This is a genomic window from Paracoccus sp. DMF (genome assembly GCF_004407025.1).
Lineage (GTDB): Bacteria > Pseudomonadota > Alphaproteobacteria > Rhodobacterales > Rhodobacteraceae > Paracoccus > Paracoccus aminovorans_B.
The window spans coordinates 51,093-72,426 of the sequence record NZ_SOKV02000015.1; the positions used below are offsets into that span (position 1 = coordinate 51,093).

Consider the following 21,334-nt stretch of genomic DNA (forward strand, 5'->3'; position numbering starts at 1 on the left):
TCTCGGGGTGGCAGGCTAGGGCGCCGGCAGGCGGATTTCCATAAGCCACTGCAATCCGGGGGAAAGTCTTGCCGCAACGTCAACTTGCGCAAACCTCTGCCCGGCCGGGGCTTTCGGGCAAAAAAGCCGCGACAAGCGTTGCCCTGCGGCGCGGGCGGTCTATATTGGCGCATGACCCAAGCGGAGCCAGACGCCGATACGCGCATGATCGACGATCCTTGTGAGAGACGGGCGGCCTTCCGCCGCGCTCTCGGCCCGGCCCATCCCAGAAAGCACCCGAGTCCCTCCCATGTGGATTGAGATTGCGATTGTCCTTGTCCTGACGTTGCTGAACGGCCTTCTGGCCATGTCCGAGCTGGCCATCGTCTCGGCCCGCCCGGCGCGGCTGAAGGTGATGGCCGAGCGTGGCGACCGGGGCGCGGCGACCGCGCTCGTGCTGGCCGAGGATCCGGGACGGTTCCTGAGCTCGGTGCAGATCGGCATCACCCTGGTCGGCGTGCTGTCGGGCGCCTTTTCCGGCGCCACGCTGGGCGCGCGGCTGGCGGCGGCGCTGCCGGGCTGGGGCGTGCCGGTCTCGGTCGCGCAGCCCTTGGGCATGGGCGGCGTGGTGGTGGCGATCACCTATCTGTCGCTGATCATGGGCGAGCTGGTGCCGAAGCAGATCGCGCTGCGCGCGCCCGAGCAGATGGCGGCCCGCGTCGCGCCGCTGATGCGGACCATTTCCAAGGTGGCGGCGCCGCTGGTCTGGCTCTTGGATCGCTCGGGCAAGCTGGTGCTGGCGGCGCTGGGCCAGTCGGGTGGCGATCGCCAGGGCATCAGCGACGAAGAGATCCGGCTGATGATTTCCGAGGCCGAGACGGCGGGCGTCATCCACCGCGCCGAAACCGAGATGATCGCCGGCGTCATGCGCATTGCCGACCGCTCGGCCCGCGGGCTGATGACGCCGCGCCGCGACATCCCGGTGATCGATGTCGCCGACAGCTGGCAGGAAATGGCGCGCAAGTTCCACGAAAGCCGCCGCACCCGCCTGCCGGTGGGCGACGGCGATCCGAACAACCTGATCGGCGTGGTGGCGAGCGTCGACCTGATGTCGCAAAGCCGCGCCCAGGCCATCGACCTGCGCGAGGTCATGCATCCGGCCCCGATCATCCCCGAAACCATGGATGCGCCCGAGGTCATCGCCCGGTTGCGCGCCGCGCCGGGACAGATGCTGCTGGTCTATGACGAATACGGCCATTTCGAGGGCGTGGTGACGCCGATGGTCGTGCTGGAGGCGATCACCGGCGAATATGCCGGCCTGGACGACGACGAGCCCAAGATCGTCGAGCGCGACGACGGCAGCCTGCTGGTCGCCGGCTGGATGCCGGCCGACGAATTCGCCGACCGCCTGGGCGTGCCCTTGCCCGAGGATCACGATTATTCCACCGCCGCCGGGCTGGTGCTGGAGCTGGCCGGGCAATTGCCGCAGGCCGGCGACCGCGTCGACTGGCAGGGCTGGCGCATCGAGGTCGTGGACCTGGACGGCCGCCGCATCGACAAGCTGCTGGTGGACCGGCTGCCCGTTTAAGCCGGGATTGTCATTACGGCTGCCGGTGATAGGCTGGGGTTATGAACTTCACCCTGCGCCAGATCACCTATTTCCTTGCCGTCGCCCGGATGGGCAATTTCGGCCGTGCGGCCGAGACGGTGCATGTCTCGCAGCCGGGCCTGTCGAGCCAGATCGCCCAACTGGAGGGCCGTCTGGGCGGCGCGCTGTTCGAGCGGGGCGCCGGCGCCGGCCCGGTGCGGCTGACCGCCCTGGGCGAGCGGCTGCTGCCGCTGGCGCAAGAGCTGATCGACACCGCCAAGCGGCTGGATGCGGCTGCGCGGGCCGGGCGTTCGGCGCTGTCGGGACGGCTGCGGCTGGCGATCATCCCGACCGTGGCGCCCTATCTGATCCCGCATCTGGTGCCGGCGCTGCGGGCCGCGCATCCGGCGCTGGAGCTGGAATTGCACGAGGTCGTCACCGACGATCTGACCGCCGGCGTCGCCAGCCACCGTTTCGACGCCGGCATCATGGCGCTGCCGGTGGGCGAGGCCGGGCTCGAGGCCGTGCCGGTGCTGCGCGACAGCTTCCTGATCGCGCTGTCCGAGGATGACACCACCTATCTGTCCGGCCCGGCGCGGCCCGAAAGCATCCAGGCCGAGCGGCTGCTGCTCTTGGCCGACGGGCATTGCCTGCGCGACCAGGCGCTGGAGGTCTGCGGGCTGCGCAACCCGCGCCGCAAGCTGAACCTCGAGGCGGCCTCGATGGCGACGCTGATGCGGATGGTGGCCAGCGGCATGGGCATGACGCTGATCCCGCAACTGGCGCTGGCGGATGAGAACCGCGACGGGCGGCTGCGGATCGTGCCCTTTGCCGATCCGGCGCCCTCGCGCGACCTGGCGGTGGTCTGGCGCCGCAATGCCGAGGCCGGGGCTGATGCCCGCGCCCTGGCCGAGGTGGTGCGCGGCCTTGCGCCGGTGCTGGGCGTGGCGGCGATTCCAACCTGACGCGGCGGGGACGGCTGCAATGGAAACCGCCGGCCAAGGCGGCCGGCGGCTCGCGGCTAGTCGATCCTGACCGGCAGGGTCAGGGTCATGCTCCTGCCCGAGGGATGCGCGGGCAGGCGCGGCATCCGCGCGACCTGGCGGCTCAGCGCCGCGTCATTCGCCGCATTCCCGGTCGAGCTGGCCAGCCTGGCGCCCGCCACCCGGCCGCTGGGATCCACGGTGAAGTTCAGGTTCACCACGATCGCGCCCTGTCCCTTGATCCGGGTGCGTCTCATGTGGCGCGACACGGTCGAGTTCACCTTGGACTGCCAGCTGGCGATCTGGCGCGGACTGGCGACGCCGGCGTCGGCGGTGGGCGCGGCGGTGCGGTCGGATTTCGGCGCGCGCACCTGCGTGGTGGCCTTGCGGGCCTCCTGCTTCTCGGGCGCGCGCTCCTTGACCTCGCGCTTTTTCTCCACCGGCTTCTTTTCGACGATCTTCGGCTCGGGCTCGGGCTCGGGCTCGGGCTTCTCGGGGCGCTCGCGCGGCCGCTCGGACTTTTGCAGCACCACCGCGTCGGGAGGCGGCGGGAACAGCGTGTTCATGTCCGGGATCTGTTCGAGCTCCGGCAGCGGCAGGTCGATCTCGGGCTCGGGCTCCGGTTCGGCCTCGGCCAGCTCGGGCATCTCTTCCTCTTCCGGCGGCGCGGCGGCCTCGGGCAGCGGGGCCAGCTCGACGAAGACCGGCTCGGGCAGGCCCGGCGGCGCGGCCGCCTCGGCGCTGTGCAAAAGCCACAGCGCCCCGCCCAGATGCGCCGCCAGGACCAGGACGGCCGCCCCGCCCCAAAGCGCGCCGTCGCGCAGCGCCATGGCGGATCTGGTGGTCATGGCCGGGGTGCTCCTCCGGTTGCGGGCGCGGCAGCGGTGGGCGCGGCCGGGGCAGGGGCCGCCGCCGCATCAGGTGCGGTGCCGGGCGCCGCGGGCGCGGCTTCCAGCCCGACCAGCGCGATCTTCAGATAGCCGGTTTCGCGCAGCGTGTTCATGACGCCCATCAGGTCGCCATATTGCACTTCCTTGTCGGCACGCAGGAAGATGCGGGTTTCCTTGTTGTTCTCGGTCGCCGCGCCCAGGGCAGCGGCCATCCCGCCGGCGGGCACGTCCTCATTGCCGATCGCCAGCGTCAGGTCGGGCTTGACGGTGACATAGACCGGCTGGTCCGGCCGCTGCGCCGGGGTCGCGTTCGACACCGGCAGGTCCACGTTCACATCGACCGTCGCCAGCGGCGCCGCCACCATGAAGATGATGAGCAGCACCAGCATCACGTCGATGAAGGGGGTGACGTTGATCTCGTGGTTCTCGACCAGATCGTCGCCCTGGGTTTCGCGAATGCCGCCGGCCATGGCTCAGACCTCCGAGCGCGCGACGGCGCCACGGAAATCGAGGTCGCGGCTGACCAGCCGGCGCACCCCGGCCGAGGCATTGGCAAGCCGCAGCCGATAGCCGGTGATGGCGCGGGCGAAGACGTTGTAGATCACCACGGCCGGGATGGCCGCGACCAGGCCGATGGCGGTCGCCAGCAGCGCCTCGGCGATGCCCGGCGCCACCACGGCCAGGTTGGTGGTCTGCGCCTGCGAGATGCCGATGAAGCTGTTCATGATGCCCCAGACGGTGCCGAACAGGCCGACGAAGGGCGCGGTCGAGCCGATGGTGGCCAGGACGCCGGTGCCGCGGCTCATGCGGCGGCCGGCGACGGCCTCGATGCGGTCCAGATGCGATTCGACGCGCTCCTTGACGCCGCTGTCGCCGGCCTGGTCCAGCGCCGGGGCCGAGCGGTCGTATTCGGTCGCGGCGGCGCGGATCATGCGCGAGACCGGGTCGCGGCGGCGGCCGGCGGCGTTGAGAGCCGAGGGCAGGCTGGTCGCGGTCTCGATCCGCCGGATGCCGGATTGCGCGCGTTTCATGGCGCCGGCCAGTTCCAGCATCTTGGCGATCAGCACGGTCCAGGTGATGACCGAGGCGAATGCCAGGCCGATCATCACGCCCTTCACCACCCAGTCGGCGGCCAGGAACATGCCCCAGGGCGACAGGTCATGCGGCAGGGTCGGGTCGCGCGGGGCTGGGTTCAGCATCGGCTCGAGCGCGTCTTGCAGCGCCTGCGGCAGTATGCTGGAGCCGGCCGGCTCGGGCTGCGCCTGGGGCGCCGCGGCTTGGGCGGCAGGCGTTTCGGCCGGGGCGGCTGCGGGGGTCTCGGGGGCAGACGGGGCGGGGGTGCTGGCCGCAGGGGCCGGGGTGGCGGTGGTCGCGGCCGGCTCCGTCGTCGCCGGCGCGGGGGCCGGCGTGGTCGGCTCTGCGGCGGGGGTGGTGGCAGCCGGGGCCGGGGCGGCCGGCGTCTCGGCGGCCGGGGTTCCGGCTTCCGGGGCGGTCGTCGACGGCGCGGTCGCCGGGGCGGGCTGGGTCTGGACCTCGGGCGCGGCCGGGGCCGGCTGGGTCGCCGTGCTGTCCTGGGCGGCGATGGGCGTGGCCAGCATCAGGCAGGCAAAGGCCAGGGCGGTCCCCGCGCGATGGCGCGGCAGCGTCAGGTTGGTCATGGTGATCCTTAGTCTTTCCGGCATTCGATCCGTCCGCTTCTTGCTTGGGCTCGGCACATGCGAAAACGCGCCGCCTTGACGCCTTTGGCCGCGGCTTGGCGTTCGTATCGAACAGCAAGGTAAAATTGTCAACTATTGCGCCCGACAAAGCGTTAATCTTTGTCGTTCCAATAGGCGGAGAGGTGGGTTTGCCCGCTATGGTGGTGCAATTCGCCCAAGATCACCGCCTTCAGCGAATCGATTCCCGAGCGGGCCGTGGCGATCCACAGGAAGCAGCCCGGGTCGGGCGGGCTGGCGCGCAGCCGCCCGCACAGCGCCGCCGCGCCCTGCGGCAGGTGGTGCCGCCGGATGCCGGGCGCGGCCGGGAAAGGATAGTCCGCGCGGGCGCCGAGCAGGAACAGGTCGCCCTCGGCGCTGTCGGCGCGGGCTTCCAGGATGCGGGCCAGCGCCGGATAGGCGGTCTCGTCGCCGGCCAGGACCAGGTGCGGCGCCTGCGGGATGCCGCCGCCGCTGGGGCCGAGCAGCCCGGCCGGCGCGCCCGCCGTTGCGGTGCGGGCCCAGGCGATGGCGCGGCCGCCGGCATGGTCGAAGATGTCCAGATCCAGCCAGCCCCGGTCGGGGTCGATGGCGCGGGTGGTATAGACCGGGCGATGCAGCGCCCTGGCGCCGCGCGGCCAGACCACCTGGCCATTGCCGCCCAGCACCGGCCAGTCTGGCGCCGCGTCGCCGGGCTGCGGCAGCACCATGCGGAAATGCAGCGAATCGTCGCCGGCAAAGCGGTGCAGCCCCGGCGCCTCCAGCCGCACACGCCAGAAATCCGCGCTGATCTGGCCTGCGGACACCAGCCGCGCCGGGCTGAAGTTCGCCGGCGGCCGGCCGGCATCGGCGGCCGAGGGCCAGCGCAGCGCCGCAGCGGCCGCGGGCAGGTGATGCGCCAGGTGCTCGCCGATCGCCTGCTGCATCGCGGCCAGCGCGTCGGCGCGATGGGCGCGGGCAAAGACCAAGACGCCGTCGCCGCGCTTCCTGGCGCCGAACTCGCCCTGCTCGACCTGGCACCAGATCGAGCGGCCATGGCCGGTGTGCAGGTCCAGGCCATGCTGGGTGGCCTCGGCCCGGATCAACTGCTCGACGGGGGCGAAATCCTAGCCGGGCAACAGGGCCTCGGACTGGAATTCGGGCAGGGGCGTGGTGCGCATGGCGGGGTCCGTTCGCGGTTCGCCGATCAGGGTCGGGCCTGCGCGGGCGCCGCGCAAGCCCCCGATCTCAGGCCCGGTATCAGGCCAGCCGGGCGAGTTCCGCGGCGGCAGCCTCGACCGCGCCCGGGCCGTGCGGGATGCCGAGCGCGGTCAGCCCGGCCTCGATCACCGCCAGCACGCCCAGCAGCTGATGCGCATTGGCATGGCCCATATGGGCGATGCGCAGCGCATTCTCGGGGTCGGGCGCGCCCAGGCCGATGCCCAGCGTCACGCCGGCCTTGGCGGCGGTCCAGGCCCGCAATGCCTCGGCGCGCGGCAGCACGGCGGCGGTGACCGAGCGCGCCCTGCCGTCCGGGTCGGCAATCAGCGGGCCGATGCCGTGGCCGCCCGCGTTCCAGCGCCCGAGCGCGGTCCAGGTGGCGCGGGCCAGCCCCTCGTGCCGGGCCCAGGCGGCGGGCAGGGTCTCTTCGTCCAAGAGCATCCGCATCGCCTCGTTCACGCCGAAGATGTGCTGGACCGGCGGGGTGCCGCCCCAGAATTGCCAAAGCTGCTCGGCCTGCGTGCGCGGGGTCCAGTCCCAATAGGGCGTGGCGAGATCGCTGCGGCCGCGCGCCTTGACCCGGTCCGAGAACCAGACGAAGGCCAGGCCCGGCGGCAGCATCAACCCCTTCTGGCTGGCCGAGACCAGCAGGTCGATGCCCCATTCGTCCATCCGCATCGGCTCGCAGCCCAGCGAGGCGATGGCGTCGACGGCGAAGAAGGCCGGGTGGTCGCCCATGGCGGCGCGCAGCGCGGGAATGTCGGCGCGGGCGGAGCTGGCGGTGTCGATCTGGCAGACCAGCACGGCCTTGATGTCATGCGCGCGGTCCTGCGCCAGCCGGTCGGCCAGGCGCTGCGGGTCGGGCGGTGCCAGGCCGAAGTCCAGCGTCTCGACCGCGATGCCGACGGCCGCGGCATTCTCGGCCCAGGCGCGGCCGAAATGGCCCGAGGTCAGCACCAGCGCCCGGTCGCCGCGGTGAAACAGGTTTACGTTCGCCGCCTCCCACCCGGCATGGCCGTTGCCGATATAGGGCGCGAGATGCGCCTGCGTGCCGGCGAGGCGCTTCAGCGCGGCGATCATGGCGCGGTTCTCGGCCGCCAGATCCTCGCCATAGATATCGGGCGAGGGGCGGTGCATGGCGCGCAGCACCCGCTCCGGCACCGGCGAGGGACCGGGAATGGCAAGGACGGCGCGGCCCTGGGCAAAGCTCATGCGGGAAGCCTTTCTGATGATGCGCCATCGGTAGGACGGGCCTTGTGCAAGGTCAACGGGGCGGCGGCGCGGCGCCGGAATGGCCGGCCGGGCACGGGTTGCGCGGTGGGCGGAGTATTTGGGAAACGGTGAAACGCGCAAGGCAAGGCCCGGGCGGACCGGCGGCGGCTTGCCCCGGCGCGGCTTGCGCCTTATCCCTTGGCGCGACCGAGGACCGGGGACGCGATGGCGGACAAGTTTCAGAAAACGGCCAACCTGTTCGCCCGCATGTGGCGCGACTACCTTCGGCCCTATTGGCTGCGCATCCTGCTGGCGCTGTTCTTCCTGATCCTCGAGGGCTCGACCCTGGGGCTGCTCAGCTGGATGCTGAAGCCGCTGTTCGACCGCGTCTTCGTCGGCGGCGACACGGATGCGATCTGGTGGGTCGGCGGCTCGATCTTCGCGCTGTTCCTGGTGCGGGCCGCCACCTTCGTCATCAACCGCAGCCTGATGACCTCGGTCTCGCTGTCGGTCTCGACCCGGATGCAGACCGATCTGCTGTCGCATATCATGACGCTGGACGGGGGTTTCTTCCAGAAGAACCCGCCGGGCGCGCTGATCGAGCGGGTGCAGGGCGACACCCAGGCGGTGCAGGGGGTGTGGACCACGTTCATTTCCGGCGCCGGGCGGGACATGGTGTCGCTGGTGTCGCTGTTCGGCGTGGCGGTGGCGGTGGACCCGTGGTGGACGGCGACGGCGCTGGTCGGGGCGCCGCTCTTGATCGTGCCCACGGTGCTGGTCCAGCGCTATATCCGCCGCAAGGTGCGGCAGAACCGCGTCAATGCCAGCCAGCGCGCCACAAGGCTGGACGAGGTGCTGCACGGCATCAACGCCGTCAAGCTGAACCGGATGGAAGGCTACCAGACCGGCCGCTTCGACCAGATCGTCAGCCGCATCCGCCGGGCCGAGATCAAGATGTCGGGCATCGGCGCCACCGTGCCGGCGCTGGTCGATGTGGTGACCGGCATCGGCTTCGTCGGCGTGCTGGCCCTGGGCGGGGCCGAGGTCACGCGGGGCGAGCGCACGGTCGGCGACTTCATGTCCTTCTTCACCGCGCTGGCGCTGGCCTTCCAGCCGCTGCGCCGGCTCAGCGGGCTGACCGGCACCTGGCAGGCCGCCGCCGCCTCTCTGGAGCGGATCTATGAGGTGCTGGACATGCGGCCCACGATCATTTCCGGCCCGCGGCGCGCGCCGCCGCCGGACACCACGATCCGGCTTCAGGACGTGCACATGGCCTATGACGGCCATCCGGTGCTGAACGGGCTGAGCTTCACCGCCGAGGCCGGCCGCACCACGGCGCTGGTCGGGCCGTCGGGGGCGGGCAAGTCCACGGTCTTCAACCTGCTGACGCGGATGGTCGACCCGGCCTCGGGCGAGATCACGCTGGGCGGCGTGCCTCTGCGCGAGTTCGACCTGGCGGTCCTGCGCGACCAGTTTTCCACCGTCGCGCAGGAGGCGGCGCTGTTCGACGAGACGCTGCGCGAGAATATCCTGCTGGGTCATGCGCGCGACGACGAGGCGCTGCGCCGCGCCATCGTTGCCGCCCATGTCGCGGATTTCACCGATGCGCTGCCGATGGGCCTCGACACGCCGGCCGGGCCACGGGGCTCGGCCCTGTCGGGCGGCCAGCGCCAGCGCGTCGCCATTGCCCGGGCCGTGCTGCGCGATGCGCCGATCCTGCTCTTGGACGAGGCGACCAGCGCGCTCGACGCGCAAAGCGAGCGGCTGGTGCAGCAGGCGCTGGACGAGCTGTCGGCCGGGCGCACCACGCTGGTCATCGCGCACCGGCTCTCGACCGTGCGCCAGGCCGACAAGATCGTGGTCGTGGACCACGGCCGGGTTGTGGAACAGGGCAGCCATGACCAGCTTATGGCCCAGGGCGGCGCCTATGCCGCGCTGGTCAAACTGCAATTCGGAGACAAGTGATGCGGCGGATTCTGGCGGTCTCGGGCCCGGATCGGGTGGAGTTCCTGCAAGGGCTGGTGACGAACAAGGTCGGCGCTGCGCCGGCCTGGGCGGCGCTGCTGACGCCGCAGGGCAAGTATCTGGCGGATTTCCTGGTGGTGCCGCAGGGCGACCGCTTGCTGATCGACGTGGACGAGCGGCTGGCGGGTGACCTGCTGAAGCGGCTGGCGATGTATCGGCTGCGCTCGCAGGTGGTGGTCGAGCCGACCGATCTGACTGTCGCGCGCGGCACAGGTGCCGCGCCCGAGGGCGCCATCGCCGACCCGCGGCATGAGGCGCTGGGCTGGCGGCTCTATGGCGCCGAGGGTGACGACGGCAGCGACTGGGATAGCATCCGCGTCGCGCATTGCATCCCCGAAAGCCTGGTCGAGCTGACCCCGAACGAGACCTTCATCCTGGAGGCCGGGTTCGAGCGGCTGCATGGCGTCGATTTCCGCAAGGGCTGCTATGTCGGGCAGGAGGTCACCGCGCGGATGAAGCACAAGACCGAGCTGCGCAAGGGCCTCGTCACCGTCGGCATCTCGGGCGCGGCCCCGGTCGGCACGCCGATCCTGATGCCCGACGGGCGCGAGGCCGGCACGCTCTTCACCCAGTCCGGCGGCCGGGCCATCGCGCATATGCGCTTCGACCGCATGGGTCCGTTTCAGGGGGGTGAGGGGCTGGTCGCGGGCGCGGCGCGCATCACGCCCTAGAACAGCCGCAGCTGCTCGGGCTCCTCGGGTTCGGCATGGTCGAAGCCCGAAAGCGTGATGCCCAGCAGGCGCACGCCGCGCCGGTCGGGCAGGACCAGCGTCGCCAATTCGCAGGCGATGGAAAGCATCTCGGCCTCGCCGCCGACCGGGCGGGGCAGGGTGCGGGCGCGGGTGTTGATCTGGAAATCGGCGAACTTGACCTTCAGCGTCACGGTGCGGCCATGCAACTCGTGGCGCGCGACATGGCGCCAGACCTTCTCGGCCAGCGGCGCCAGCGCCTCGGCGGCCTCCTCCAGCGTCATCAGGTCGGTGAAGAAGGTGTTCTCGGCGCCCACCGACTTGCGGATGCGGTCGGGCCGGACCTGCCGGTGGTCGATGCCGCGCGCGATGTTCCAGTAATACTGCCCCGACTTGCCGAAGCGCCGGGTCAGGAATTCCAGTTCCTGCGCGCGCAGGTCGGCGCCGGTGCGGATGCCCAGCGCCTCCATCTTGGCCGCGGTGGCGGGGCCGACGCCGTGGAACTTGCCGACCGGCAGCGTCAGCACGAATTCCGGGCCGCGCCGGGGGGTAATGACGCACAGCCCGTCCGGCTTGTTCTGGTCCGAGGCGAGCTTCGCCAGGAACTTGTTGTAGCTGACCCCGGCGCTGGCGGTCAGGCCGGTCGTCGCGCGGATGCGGGCGCGGATCTCGCGCGCGATCTGGGTCGCGGTCTGGCCGGGCCGCAGCTGCGCGGTCACGTCCAGATAGGCCTCGTCCAGCGACAGCGGCTCGACCAGCGGGGTATAGTCCAGCATGATGGCGCGGATCTGGGCGCTGACGGCGCGATAGACCTCGAAGCGCGGCTTGACGAAGACCAGCGCCGGGCAAAGCCGCGCCGCGGTGACCGAGGGCATGGCCGAGCGCACGCCGAAGACCCGCGCCTCATAGCTGGCCGCCGCCACCACGCCGCGCAGGGACGAGCCGCCCACCGCCACCGGCCGGCCGCGCAGGGCCGGGTCGTCGCGCTGCTCGACCGAAGCATAGAACGCATCCATGTCGACATGGATGACCTTGCGATCTGCCGGAATTGCCGAAATCTCATCCATCGCGTCGCGGCAAGGGCTCCTTTGGCAGGCTTTCGGAACAAAGCGTAAACGATTCCGGCGCCGGCGCCAACTTTCCATATACACGATTGATCCTATCGTGTAATTGAGGAATAAGAGATCGGCAAACCCCGAGTCTTGCCGGAAACGGAGCGAAACCATGCTGGATCTGGACCTGATCGACCGCAAGATCGTGGCGGAGCTGATGCAGGACGCCACCCTGCCCATTGCCCAGATTGCCGAAAAGGTCGGTCTGTCGCAGACGCCGTGCTGGAAGCGCATCCAGAAGCTCGAGGCGCAGGGCGTGCTGACGCGCCGGGTGGCGCTGGCCGATCCCGGCAAGCTGGGCTTGGGCATCACGGTCTTTGTCGAGATCGAGGCGCCGGACCATTCCTCGGAATGGCGCGCGGCCTTTGCCCGGGTCGTCACCACCCTGCCCGAGATCATGGAGACCTGGCGCATGGCCGGGCGCATGGACTACATGCTGCGGGTCGCGGTGGCGGACATGCCGGACTTCGACCGCTTCTACAAGCGGCTGACGGATGCGGTGCCGATCAAGAACGTCACCTCGCATTTCTCGATGGAGCGGCTGCATTACACCACCGCCTATCCGGTGGACACCCGCAACCGCTAAGCCACCACGGCCTCGGACCCTGCCCGGTCCGCGCCCAGCTGCGGGCTGCCGGCTTTCCCGAGCGATGTGCCGGCGGGGCGGTCAGCGGAAGAGGCTCGGCGCCGAGCCATTCGCGGCCGCGTCGCGAACACGCGCTACGCGATGAGATCGCTAGACCTGTCGGTGGTGCGGGGGCTCTGGACAGCTGGGACGGCGCCGCCGCGTCCGCCCGTGACGGCAACTTCCGCCAGGCCGGGGGCGCCCCAGCCGGCTGGCCGGCGCGCTCGGACGCGCTGGCGCATCACCCGCGCGGGGGCTGGCTTGCCAGCTTGGGCCGCGCCTGGGTGACGATGCTGCCCGGCGCGACCGGGGCGGTCAGCCAGACGCCGCCGCCGATGACCGCGCCCTTGCCGATGGTGATGCGGCCCAGGATGGTGGCGCCGGCATAGATCACCACGTCGTCCTCGATCACCGGATGGCGGGGCTGGCCCTTGACCAGGGCGCCGCCGCCATCGGTCTCGAAGCGCTTGGCGCCCAGCGTGACCTGCTGATACAGCCGCACATTGCGCCCGATCACCGCGGTCTCGCCGATCACCACGCCGGTGCCGTGGTCGATGAAACAGGCCGGGCCGATCTGCGCGCCGGGGTGGATGTCGATGCCGGTGACGGCATGGGAATATTCCGCCATGATGCGTGCGATCATGGTCGCGCCCAGCCCGAACAGCGCATGCGCGATGCGGTGGCGCAGGGCGGCCGCGACGCCGGGAAAGCAGAAGACGATCTCGTCCAGGCTTTTCGCCGAAGGATCGCCGGCATAGGCGGCAGCGATATCGGTGTCATGCAGGTCGCGAATGCGGGGCAGGGCGGCCATGAAGCCGTTCGCCGCCTGCCGGGCGGCGCTGTGCGCGGCCTCGGGCTGCGCGGTTTCGGCCAGCAGGAACTCCAGCTCGATCTGCCGCGCCAGCCGGTCGCGCAGCTGCGGCAGCATCTTGGCGACAAGGCCATCGCTGCGCTCGGGCTCCAGTCCCGAGGGACCGTAATGGCGCGGATAGAGCAGCGCCACCACGTCGGACAGGATGGCGACGATCTCGGCCTTGGCGGGCAGCCGCGGCACCGGCCGGCCGGCATAGCGGCGCTGCTGCGAGAGGAGCCGCATCAGCCGCAGCTTCTCGGCCACCTCGGCAAGATCGGGGTCGTCGGGCAATTCGGTTGCGTCCGGCAGCAGCGTCCGGCGTCGGGAAATATCGTTCATCTTTACCAATCAGGGCGAAGGGTGGGCCGGGCCGCCGCCTGGGCGGGGACAGGGGACGGGTTCGAACGCAGCGGCAGCACCTTGCGCCCCGGGGCGCCGTCGAAACATCGGTCCCAATCCTCGACGGCCAAGGCAACGACCGCGCCCTGCGCCGCCAGTTCGTCCAGGAAGGCCCGTCCGGCGGCAAGGCTCAGGACGCGGCGCGCCTCGGGTCGGGCCAGCAGCAGGGCCAGCCGCCGTGCCGCGCCGGGCAGGCCGTCGCCCAGGTGCAGCCCGTGCCGGCGGTCCAGCACGGCCAGCCGCCACAAGAGCGGCGCCAGCGCGATGTCGAGGTTCGAGCACTCGCCTTCAGGCAGCGCCTGCAATTCGGCCTCGATCCCCAGCAGGCGCTGGCGCAGCGCGAAGACCGCGAGGTCGAGATCGCGCAGGTTGCGGGCCGTCAGCACCGCCGCCAGCGCCTGCTGCGCCGCATCCGCAGACGCGATCAACTGACGATGGCGGGCGCGCAGCGCCGGTTCGGCCGGGTGCAGGGGCTGGCCGGGATGCAGATCCTCGATCAGTTCCAGCATGGCGACCGGGCTTTCGATGGCCAGCACCAGCCCGGGCGCCTGCCTGATCAGCAGGCGGGTCTTGCCGGGGCTGCGCAGGGACGCGAAATCCCGGCCGCGCAGGGCCAGCGCCAGCCCGGCGCGCTGCGCGGCCGGACACAGGGGCGAGCCGCTGATTCGGAAACGGGGATGGCGTGACATCGGTTGACCCTCCGGGACTGGTCGGCTCCGAAGGCCATGTTCCCCGCCTATACACGACAAATCAAGACGTGATTTTACGCGGCTCTGGTGGCATGCTGGCGGGGCGGCGGAACAGGAACCCGCCATGCCGCCATCCTTGCGGGCCATCGGTCCGCCGCTGCCCGCGCTGGGTGGAAAATGGTTTCGGATTGGGCAGCGCGGCGCGGAAACCCGCCCTAATCTCGGCGGAGGCATTTAATCACTATATACTCAATCGTTTTTATGTGTATTCTGATTCTCGAAAACAGGCCGCCGCCCCGTCGGCGCGGCCCCGATTTGCGAAAGGACCGGCACATGAGCATCGAAACGCCCGACAAGATCCGGGTTCTGTGGTTTCTGCCCACGCATGGCGACAGCCGCTACCTGGGCACGGCCGAGGGCGGCCGCGCGGTGAACCTGCCCTATCTGCGCCAGATCGCGCAGGCCGCTGATGCACTTGGCTATTACGGCGTGCTGCTGCCCACCGGGCGCAGCTGCGAGGACAGCTGGGTCACCGCCGCCGCGCTGGCCTCGCAGACCGAAAAGCTGCGCTTCCTGGTGGCGGTGCGACCGGGGCTGCAATCGCCGACGCTGGCGGCGCGGATGACGGCGACGCTGGACCGGCTGTCGAACGGCCGGCTGCTGATCAATGTCGTGAGCGGCGGCGACCCGGCCGAGAACGCCGGCGACGGCATCCACCTGAGCCATGCCGAACGCTATGAGGTGACCGAGGAATTCCTGAACGTCTACAAGGCCCTCCTGGCCGGCGAGACGGTGAACCACCAGGGCAGGCACCTGCAGATCGAGGACGGCAAGCTGCTGTTCCATCCGCTGCAGGAAAACGGCCCGCCGCTGTTCTTCGGCGGCTCGTCGGATGCCGCCAATGCGGTCGCCGCGCGGCAGATCGACAAATACCTGACCTGGGGCGAGCCTCCGGCGCAGGTCCGCGCCAAGATCGAAAGCGTGCGCCGCCTGGCCGAGGCCGAGGGCCGCGAGGTCAGCTTCGGCATCCGCCTGCATGTCATCGTGCGCGATACCAATGCCGAGGCCTGGCAGGCCGCCGAGCAGCTGATCAGCAAGCTCGATGACGCCACCATCGCCACCGCCCAGGCGAATTTCGCCCGCATGGATTCGGTCGGCCAGGCGCGCATGGCGGCGCTGCACGGCGGGCGGCGCGACAAGCTGGAAATCAGCCCGAACCTCTGGGCCGGGGTGGGGCTGGTGCGCGGCGGGGCCGGCACGGCGCTGGTCGGCGATGCCGAGACCGTGGCCGAGCGCATCGACGAATACCGCCGCATCGGCATCGATACCTTCATCCTGTCGGGCTATCCGCACCTGGAAGAGGCCTACAGCTTCGGCGAGCGGGTGCTGCCGCTCCTGCCCCTGGACCATCCGCTGCCGCAGCCGCAGGTCTCGGCGCATCTCGGGCCCTTCGGCGAGACGGTGGGCAACGACCATCGCCCGGCGGCGCAGCGGCCGCAACTGGCCCTTGCCGGAGGTTGAGGCGATGAACGCGCCCCATTCCCCGGCCCTGCGCGTGGTCATCGTCGGCGGCGGCTTCACCGGCGCCGCGCTGGCCTGGCAACTGGCGCGGATGCGCCTGCCGCTGCGCCTGACCGTGGTCGAGCCGCGCGCCGAGCTGGGGCGAGGGCTGGCCTATTCCGCCACCGACCCCGCGCATCGCATCAACGTGCCGGCGCATCGCATGTCGCTCGACCCCGAGAACCGGACGGATTTCGCCGAATGGCTGGCCGAGAATCCCGACGCGCTGGATGCCCGGGCTCGGACGGGGAACGGCGACGTCTTCCCGCAGCGCGCGCTTTTCGGCCGCTACATGGCCGAGCGGCTGGCGCCGCATCTGCGCTCGGGCGCGCTGCGCCATGTCCGGGCCCGGGTCAGCGACATCCAGCGCGACGGCGAGGATTCCCTGCTGCTGATGCTGTCGGACGATAGCCGTATCCACGCCGACCTGCTGGTGCTGGCCACCGGCCACCCGGCGCCGGCCCTGCCACGCGTGCTGTCGGCCATCGCCAATGCGCCGGGGCTGATCGCCGATCCGAACGACGCCGCGCGGCTGGCGCAAGTTCCGGCTGAGGCGCGGGTGCTGATCCTGGGCGCCGCGCTCAGCGCCGCCGATGTGGTGACGACGCTGGAACGCCAGGGCCATCGCGGCCCGATCGCCTGCCTGTCGCGGCACGGGCTGCGCTCGCGCGGGCACGGGCCGGTCGGCCAGGACAGCGATGCCGATTTCGCCGATCCGCCGATCCGCAGCGCATCCGAGCTGCTGCGCCGGGTGCGCCACGCCATCGTCGACGACCAGGCGCGCGGGCAGGGCTGGCACGCGACCGTCGATCGGCTGCGCGAGCAGGGGCCGGCGATCTGGCAGGCCCTGGGCGACGACGGCCGCCGCCGGCTGCTGCGCCACCTGCGGACCTGGTGGGACGTGCACCGCTATCGCCTGCCGCCGCAGACCGAGGCGGTGGTCGAGCGCCTGGCCGCCTCGGGCCGGCTGCGCTATCTGGCTGGGCATCTTCTGGCCGCCGAAGAAGTCGCCGCGGGCGAGCTGCGCATCGACTGGCGTCCGCGCGGCGGCAGCTCGGCGCTGAGCCAGAGCTTCGACCGGGTCATCGTCACCACCGGTCCGGCGCAGGACCGATGTATCGGCGCCAACCCGGCGCTTGGCGCGCTCGAGCGGCTGGGGCTGATCGCGCCCTGCCCGCTGGGGCTGGGCCTGGCCGTGACCGATACCTGCGTGGCGCTGTCGGCCCAAGGCCGCCCCGCCGAACAGGTGCTGGTCGCAGGCCCGCTGGCGCGCGGCCATGTCGGCGAACTTATCGGCGTCCCGGAATGCGCCGCCCATGCCCGCGAGGTCGCCCGCCGCATCGCCCGGCACGCGCTGCTGGCCCCCATCCTGCGCAGCCCCGGCCAACCGGTCCCGGCTGTCCATCCGTCCTGATCCCAGGGACCAACCGACAGGAGATCCTCATGTCCACCCTGACCATCGCCGGCTTTGCCGGCAGCTTTTCCGCGCCCTCGCGCAGCCGCGCCCTGGTGCAGGCCGCCGTCGACCTGGCCGCCGACCGCTTCGGTGCCATCGGCCATGTCTTCGACCTGGCCGACCTGGGCCCGTCGCTGGGCCATGCCCGCCGGCTGGGCGATCTGGAGCCCGAGGCGCTGGCCCATGTGACCGATCTGATCCGCGCCGACGCGCTGGTCATCGCGAGCCCGGTCCACAAGGGCAGCTATGCGGGGCTGTTCAAGCATGTCTTCGACCTGCTCGACCCCGACATGCTGGCCGGCAAGCCGGTCCTGCTGGCCGCGACCGGCGGCGGCGACCGCCACGCGCTGGTAATCGAGCACCAGCTGCGCCCGCTTTTCGGCTTCTTCGAGGCGCAGCCGCTGGCCACCGGCGTCTATGTGGCGGATCGCGAATTCGTCGGCGGCAAGCTGGCCGACGATGCCGCCCATGCGCGGCTCAGCCGGGCGGTGAACCAGTTCGCGCCTTTCCTGGCTCCCTATTCCCTGCCCGAGCCGGCGGCCGAAGCCGCCCCGCTGCTGCAAGCATTCTGAGAGGATCACCATGACCATCACCATCTCGCGCCGCGGCGCCATCGGACTGGGCCTGGCCGCGGCGCTGGCGCCCCTGGCCGCCCCGGGCGTGCTGCGCGCCGCCCCGGCCAAGACCCTGCGCGTCGGCTGGCAAAAGGGCGGGCTCCTGGGCCTGGTCAAGGGCTCGGGCGCCTTCGAGCAGGCGCTGGCCGACCAGGGCATCAGCGTCAGCTGGTCCGAGTTCACCTCGGGCCCGCCGCTGCTCGAGGCCTTGTCGGCCAATGCGCTGGACTTCGGTTATACCGGCAATGTGCCGCCGATCTTTGCCCATGCCGCGCGCGGCAACCTGGTCTTCGTCGGCGCCGGCGAGGGCTCGCGCGAGGGGCACGCCATCCTGGTGCCCAAGGATTCGCCGATCCAAAAGGTCGAGGATCTGAAAGGCCAGACCGTGGCCTTCAAGCGCGGCAGCTCGGCGCATTACGCCACCATCAAGCTGCTGCGCGCCGCCGGGCTGACGCTGGACGACATCAAGCCGCAGGACCTGGCGCCGCCCGATGCCATCGCCGCCTTCGACGCCGGGGTCATCGGGGCCTGGACGATCTGGGATCCCTATTTCGCCTCGGCCGAGGCGCGCCCGAACACCCGCGTACTGATCACGACCGAGGGGCTGGAACCGGACTACAACTTCTATTCCGCCAATGCCGATTACGCCCGCGAAAACCCCGAGCTGATCGGCCGGCTGGTCAAGACCGTGCAGGCGGTGGGCCAGAAGGGCCAGGCCGATCTGCCGGCGACCATCGCCACCTTCTCGAAGGAAACCGGCCTGCCGGCCCCGGTCATCCAGCGCTTTCTGACCCGCAAGGGCAGCGACCTCGGACTGGTCGGCTTCATCGAGCCGAAGCATGTCGCCTATGAACAGGCCCTGGCCGACGAGTTCCTGAAGCTGGGCATCATCCCTCGGCAGCTGGACATCGCCTCGGTGGTCTGGACGCCGACCGCGGGACAGGGGGCGTGACATGAGCCTGGCCGAAACCCTGAACGTGCAGCGCTTGGCCGGCTGGCGGCCGGGCCTGCCCTCCTCTGCGGCGCTGCTGCCCTATGCGGTGCCGGCGGCGATTCTTGCGCTGTGGGAGATCGCCGGCGCCACCGGGCTGGTCGCCGACACGGTGCTGCCGCGCCCCTCGACCATCCTGGCCACGGCGGCGCGCATGACCGCCTCGGGCGAGCTTTTCACCCACCTCGGTGTCTCGGCGGCGCGGGCGCTGGCGGGGCTGGTGATCGGTGGTGGCATCGGCTTTGCGCTGGGGGTCGCCAACGGCGTCTCGCGCCTGTCCGAGACGCTGACCGACACCACGCTGCAGATGATCCGCAACATCCCGCACCTGGCGCTGATCCCGCTGGTGATCCTGTGGTTCGGCATCGGCGAAGGCGCCAAGCTGTTCCTGGTGGCGCTCGGGGTATTCTTCCCGATCTACCTGAACACGCTGCACGGCATCCGCAACGTCGATCCGCAGCTGATCGAGATGGGCCGCGCCTATGGCATGAACGGCCGCACCTTGTTCCGCCGCGTGGTGCTGCCCGGCGCGCTGCCCTCGATCTTCGTCGGGCTGCGCTATGGCCTCGGCATCATGTGGCTGACGCTGATCGTGGCGGAAACGCTCTCGGCCTCGTCGGGCCTGGGCTACATGGCGATGCAGGCGCGCGAATTCATGGTGCTGGACGTCGTGGTGCTGTCGATCCTGCTGTATGCGGCGCTCGGCAAGCTCGCCGACACGCTGACCCGCGCGCTGGAGCGCCGCGCCCTGAAATGGAGCCCCGCCTATGCAAGCCGCTAGCATCCTGCCCCGCGACGTCCCGATCCCGCCCATGCTGCGCGACCAGGCGGCCGGCGCCGAGGTGCAGCTGCGCGGCCTGGGCCGCAGCTTCGACGGCCAGCGCGTGCTGGCGAACCTGGACCTGACGGTGCGGCCGGGCGAGTTCCTGTCCATCGTCGGCAAAAGCGGCTGCGGCAAGTCCACGCTGCTGCGGCTGGTCGCCGGGCTGGACCAGCCCACCGCGGGCAGCGTCGCCGTGGACGGGCTGCCGGCCGAAACCGGCGGCGAGCGGGCGCGGATCATGTTCCAGGAGCCGCGCCTGCTGCCCTGGGCCTCGGTGGCCGAGAACGTCGCCCTGGGGCTGCGGCACGGGCGCGACGACCGCGCGGTGGCCGAGGCGCTGGATTCGGTGCAGCTGGCCGACAAGGCCGGGTTCTGGCCGGCGCAGCTGTCGGGTGGCCAGCGTCAGCGCGTGGCGCTGGCGCGGGCGCTGGTCAGCCATCCGGGCCTTCTGCTGCTCGACGAGCCCCTGGGGGCGCTCGATGCGCTGACCCGGCTGACCATGCAGAACCTGATCCGCGACATGCACGACCGCGCGGGCTTCACCGCGATCCTGGTGACCCATGACGTGGCCGAGGCGGTGGCGCTGTCCGACCGGGTGATCGTGCTGGGGCAGGGCGGCATTCTCAGCGAGACCCGCATCCTGCGCGTCGGCCCCGCCAAGCGCGGCAGCGCGGAACTGGCCGCCGTCGAGGCCGAGATCCTGGAGGCGATCTTTGCCGCGTGATTGCGGGCCGCGCTGCAGGGCGCGGCCCGTTCCTGCTCAGGCGTAGAGGTTGATCACCCCGACCTTTTCGTGGATGCCGTTCACGGTCTGCTTGTCGAGGCCCAGGCCCTCTGCCAGCTGGTGCAGGTATTCGGCCTCCTTGCGGTTGTCGAATTCGATCGCCATCAGCGACATCAGATAGACCTGCGGCCCGGCGCCCTCGGGCACCTCGCGCGCCAGCGCCGCGGCATCGACCGGCGCGGCCATCTGCTCGCGGATGAAGGCGCGCTCCTCCTCGTCCAGCTCGCCGAACTGGTCCATCAGCTTGGCCTTCTCGGCCTCGTCGATCTCGCCGTCGGATTTCGCGGCCTGGATCATCGCCTTCAGCATCAGCCCGGCCAGGGCGTTCTGTTCCGGCGTCGGCGCGGTCGCGGGCTCGTCCCCGGTCGCCAGCGCCTCGTTGAAGAGATCGCCGAAGCTGGAATCGTTCTGGGGCTGCGAATCCTTCTGCGCCAGCCCGGTGCTGGCGGGCGTGCCCGCCTGCGCCGCGCCGCGCTGACCCAGGAGGTCGCCCAGGATGCCGCCGAGGCCACCGGCCGCCGCACCGCCCAGAACGCCGCCCAGGCCTCCGCCGGAGCTGCTGCGCGAGCTGCTGCCGGAACCGCCCCGGCCGCCGGTCAGCTGGTCGAGGATGCCGCCAAGGCCGCCCGAGGTGCCGGCTTGCCGCGGCGAATTCGGCCCGCCATAGGCGCTGCCCGAGCCGGCGCCGCCGCGCCCGCCCAGCACCTGGCCCAGCATGTCGCCCAGGCCGCCCGAGCCCGCCCCGCGGCTGCCGCCCTGCCCGGTATTGCTGCCCAGCAGATCGTCGAGCAGCCCGCCCGACCCTTGCCGGCCGCCTTGCTGCGACCGGCTCTGGGCGTTCTTCATCATGGTGCCGATGCCCTTGGCCAGCATGACGCCGGCCGCGACGCGGGCGAGGGATTTCATCAGGCTCATCGTGATCCTCCGGAAGCGTGGCGGGGGCCCCGTGACCGGGCACCCTTCTGTCCGCAACTGCAACGCGGCCGCCCGGTTTCGGTTCCGCCCGGCCACGCCGGCAGGATGGGCGCCCCGAAAGGCCCGGCTGCCCTTGATTTTTCCCCGGCACGATTATAAGTCGCGGCGGATGTTTCACGACGGGGCTGTCGCGCGGGTGGCCCCCCGATAGGAGGCCATGATGGCAAAGGCAAAGTTTGAACGGACGAAACCG

At 71.0% G+C, this 21,334-nt stretch carries 20 protein-coding genes; 11 read left to right on the top strand and 9 right to left on the bottom strand.

Annotated features, from left to right (window positions below; all coding sequences use genetic code 11):
- Positions 1-289: 289 nt before the first annotated feature.
- Entirely contained in the window at positions 290-1,567 is a 1,278-nt protein-coding gene (locus tag E3D03_RS10460) for a hemolysin family protein (protein ID WP_263566911.1), read from the top strand.
- Positions 1,568-1,608: 41 nt separating this feature from the next.
- A complete protein-coding gene (locus tag E3D03_RS10465) occupies positions 1,609-2,532 on the top strand; it encodes a hydrogen peroxide-inducible genes activator (protein ID WP_263566912.1) in 924 nt (307 codons plus the stop codon).
- Between the two features lie 56 nt (positions 2,533-2,588).
- Here E3D03_RS10465 and E3D03_RS10470 read toward each other — a convergent pair whose 3' ends face one another.
- From E3D03_RS10470 to E3D03_RS10490, 5 genes are all read right to left on the bottom strand, one after another.
- Entirely contained in the window at positions 2,589-3,398 is an 810-nt protein-coding gene (locus E3D03_RS10470) for an energy transducer TonB (protein ID WP_263566913.1), read from the bottom strand.
- A complete protein-coding gene (gene exbD, locus E3D03_RS10475; protein WP_263566914.1) occupies positions 3,395-3,910 on the bottom strand; it encodes a TonB system transport protein ExbD in 516 nt (171 codons plus the stop codon). The genes E3D03_RS10470 and exbD overlap by 4 nt, the downstream gene beginning before the upstream one ends.
- 3 nt (positions 3,911-3,913) lie before the next feature.
- The gene (gene exbB, locus E3D03_RS10480; RefSeq protein ID WP_263566915.1) at positions 3,914-5,098 is read right to left on the bottom strand and encodes a tonB-system energizer ExbB; all 1,185 of its coding nucleotides are present in this window, start codon (positions 5,096-5,098) and stop codon (positions 3,914-3,916) included.
- 152 nt (positions 5,099-5,250) lie between these two features.
- Positions 5,251-6,219 (bottom strand): siderophore-interacting protein, encoded by a 969-nt coding sequence (locus E3D03_RS10485; RefSeq protein WP_263566916.1) that lies wholly within the window; start codon positions 6,217-6,219, stop codon positions 5,251-5,253.
- 154 nt (positions 6,220-6,373) lie between these two features.
- Positions 6,374-7,546, bottom strand: coding sequence for a pyridoxal-phosphate-dependent aminotransferase family protein (locus E3D03_RS10490; protein ID WP_263566917.1), 1,173 nt, complete (start codon positions 7,544-7,546; stop codon positions 6,374-6,376).
- A gap of 225 nt (positions 7,547-7,771) precedes the next feature.
- On the opposite strand from E3D03_RS10490, the gene E3D03_RS10495 reads away from it, so the two are divergent.
- Positions 7,772-9,511 (top strand): ABC transporter ATP-binding protein, encoded by a 1,740-nt coding sequence (locus tag E3D03_RS10495; protein WP_263566918.1) that lies wholly within the window; start codon positions 7,772-7,774, stop codon positions 9,509-9,511.
- Positions 9,511-10,242: a YgfZ/GcvT domain-containing protein gene (locus tag E3D03_RS10500; protein WP_263566919.1), complete on the top strand. Its 732-nt coding sequence runs from the start codon at positions 9,511-9,513 to the stop codon at positions 10,240-10,242. The genes E3D03_RS10495 and E3D03_RS10500 overlap by 1 nt, the downstream gene beginning before the upstream one ends.
- Here the strand turns inward: E3D03_RS10500 and dinB are convergent.
- Entirely contained in the window at positions 10,239-11,327 is a 1,089-nt protein-coding gene (dinB, locus tag E3D03_RS10505) for a DNA polymerase IV (RefSeq protein WP_263566920.1), read from the bottom strand. The genes E3D03_RS10500 and dinB overlap by 4 nt on opposite strands.
- Before the next feature lie 157 nt (positions 11,328-11,484).
- On the opposite strand from dinB, the gene E3D03_RS10510 reads away from it, so the two are divergent.
- Entirely contained in the window at positions 11,485-11,958 is a 474-nt protein-coding gene (locus E3D03_RS10510) for an Lrp/AsnC family transcriptional regulator (protein ID WP_263566921.1), read from the top strand.
- Between the two features lie 280 nt (positions 11,959-12,238).
- Here E3D03_RS10510 and E3D03_RS10515 read toward each other — a convergent pair whose 3' ends face one another.
- Both E3D03_RS10515 and E3D03_RS10520 read right to left on the bottom strand, forming a co-directional pair.
- Positions 12,239-13,189: a serine O-acetyltransferase gene (locus tag E3D03_RS10515; protein WP_263566922.1), complete on the bottom strand. Its 951-nt coding sequence runs from the start codon at positions 13,187-13,189 to the stop codon at positions 12,239-12,241.
- A 2-nt stretch (positions 13,190-13,191) separates the two neighbouring features.
- A complete protein-coding gene (locus E3D03_RS10520) occupies positions 13,192-13,938 on the bottom strand; it encodes a hypothetical protein (protein WP_263566923.1) in 747 nt (248 codons plus the stop codon).
- A gap of 357 nt (positions 13,939-14,295) precedes the next feature.
- On the opposite strand from E3D03_RS10520, the gene ssuD reads away from it, so the two are divergent.
- Genes ssuD through E3D03_RS10550 form a run of 6 tightly spaced genes read left to right on the top strand, consistent with a single transcriptional unit; the run spans position 14,296 to position 20,106 of the window.
- Positions 14,296-15,459, top strand: a complete 1,164-nt coding sequence (gene ssuD, locus E3D03_RS10525) for an FMNH2-dependent alkanesulfonate monooxygenase (RefSeq protein WP_411969815.1) — start codon at positions 14,296-14,298, stop codon at positions 15,457-15,459.
- Positions 15,460-15,463: 4 nt separating this feature from the next.
- The gene (locus tag E3D03_RS10530; protein ID WP_263566925.1) at positions 15,464-16,912 is read left to right on the top strand and encodes an FAD/NAD(P)-binding protein; all 1,449 of its coding nucleotides are present in this window, start codon (positions 15,464-15,466) and stop codon (positions 16,910-16,912) included.
- A 29-nt stretch (positions 16,913-16,941) separates the two neighbouring features.
- Entirely contained in the window at positions 16,942-17,526 is a 585-nt protein-coding gene (locus E3D03_RS10535) for an NAD(P)H-dependent oxidoreductase (protein ID WP_263566926.1), read from the top strand.
- Positions 17,527-17,536: 10 nt separating this feature from the next.
- The gene (locus E3D03_RS10540; protein ID WP_263566927.1) at positions 17,537-18,520 is read left to right on the top strand and encodes an aliphatic sulfonate ABC transporter substrate-binding protein; all 984 of its coding nucleotides are present in this window, start codon (positions 17,537-17,539) and stop codon (positions 18,518-18,520) included.
- A gap of 1 nt (position 18,521) precedes the next feature.
- Positions 18,522-19,340 (top strand): ABC transporter permease subunit, encoded by an 819-nt coding sequence (locus E3D03_RS10545; protein ID WP_263566928.1) that lies wholly within the window; start codon positions 18,522-18,524, stop codon positions 19,338-19,340.
- On the top strand, positions 19,327-20,106 hold the full coding sequence (locus tag E3D03_RS10550) for an ABC transporter ATP-binding protein (protein WP_216635381.1): 780 nt from the start codon (positions 19,327-19,329) through the stop codon (positions 20,104-20,106). Before E3D03_RS10545 ends, E3D03_RS10550 begins: the two co-directional genes overlap by 14 nt.
- 36 nt (positions 20,107-20,142) lie before the next feature.
- On the opposite strand, the gene E3D03_RS10555 is transcribed toward E3D03_RS10550, so the two are convergent.
- Positions 20,143-21,081: a DUF533 domain-containing protein gene (locus E3D03_RS10555; RefSeq protein WP_062562041.1), complete on the bottom strand. Its 939-nt coding sequence runs from the start codon at positions 21,079-21,081 to the stop codon at positions 20,143-20,145.
- Positions 21,082-21,334: the final 253 nt, after the last annotated feature.

What these genes read in the sequence shown, in the direction of transcription:
- E3D03_RS10460 (WP_263566911.1), top strand. Translation starts at nt 290, where the DNA reads ATGTGGATTGAGATTGCGATTGTCCTTGTCCTGACGTTGCTGAACGGC.
- E3D03_RS10465 (WP_263566912.1), top strand. Translation starts at nt 1,609, where the DNA reads ATGAACTTCACCCTGCGCCAGATCACCTATTTCCTTGCCGTCGCCCGG.
- E3D03_RS10470 (WP_263566913.1), bottom strand. Translation starts at nt 3,398, where the DNA reads ATGACCACCAGATCCGCCATGGCGCTGCGCGACGGCGCGCTTTGGGGC.
- exbD (WP_263566914.1), bottom strand. Translation starts at nt 3,910, where the DNA reads ATGGCCGGCGGCATTCGCGAAACCCAGGGCGACGATCTGGTCGAGAAC.
- exbB (WP_263566915.1), bottom strand. Translation starts at nt 5,098, where the DNA reads ATGACCAACCTGACGCTGCCGCGCCATCGCGCGGGGACCGCCCTGGCC.
- E3D03_RS10490 (WP_263566917.1), bottom strand. Translation starts at nt 7,546, where the DNA reads ATGAGCTTTGCCCAGGGCCGCGCCGTCCTTGCCATTCCCGGTCCCTCG.
- E3D03_RS10495 (WP_263566918.1), top strand. Translation starts at nt 7,772, where the DNA reads ATGGCGGACAAGTTTCAGAAAACGGCCAACCTGTTCGCCCGCATGTGG.
- E3D03_RS10500 (WP_263566919.1), top strand. Translation starts at nt 9,511, where the DNA reads ATGCGGCGGATTCTGGCGGTCTCGGGCCCGGATCGGGTGGAGTTCCTG.
- dinB (WP_263566920.1), bottom strand. Translation starts at nt 11,327, where the DNA reads ATGGATGAGATTTCGGCAATTCCGGCAGATCGCAAGGTCATCCATGTC.
- E3D03_RS10510 (WP_263566921.1), top strand. Translation starts at nt 11,485, where the DNA reads ATGCTGGATCTGGACCTGATCGACCGCAAGATCGTGGCGGAGCTGATG.
- E3D03_RS10515 (WP_263566922.1), bottom strand. Translation starts at nt 13,189, where the DNA reads ATGAACGATATTTCCCGACGCCGGACGCTGCTGCCGGACGCAACCGAA.
- E3D03_RS10520 (WP_263566923.1), bottom strand. Translation starts at nt 13,938, where the DNA reads ATGTCACGCCATCCCCGTTTCCGAATCAGCGGCTCGCCCCTGTGTCCG.
- E3D03_RS10530 (WP_263566925.1), top strand. Translation starts at nt 15,464, where the DNA reads ATGAACGCGCCCCATTCCCCGGCCCTGCGCGTGGTCATCGTCGGCGGC.
- E3D03_RS10535 (WP_263566926.1), top strand. Translation starts at nt 16,942, where the DNA reads ATGTCCACCCTGACCATCGCCGGCTTTGCCGGCAGCTTTTCCGCGCCC.
- E3D03_RS10540 (WP_263566927.1), top strand. Translation starts at nt 17,537, where the DNA reads ATGACCATCACCATCTCGCGCCGCGGCGCCATCGGACTGGGCCTGGCC.
- E3D03_RS10545 (WP_263566928.1), top strand. Translation starts at nt 18,522, where the DNA reads ATGAGCCTGGCCGAAACCCTGAACGTGCAGCGCTTGGCCGGCTGGCGG.
- E3D03_RS10550 (WP_216635381.1), top strand. Translation starts at nt 19,327, where the DNA reads ATGCAAGCCGCTAGCATCCTGCCCCGCGACGTCCCGATCCCGCCCATG.
- E3D03_RS10555 (WP_062562041.1), bottom strand. Translation starts at nt 21,081, where the DNA reads ATGAGCCTGATGAAATCCCTCGCCCGCGTCGCGGCCGGCGTCATGCTG.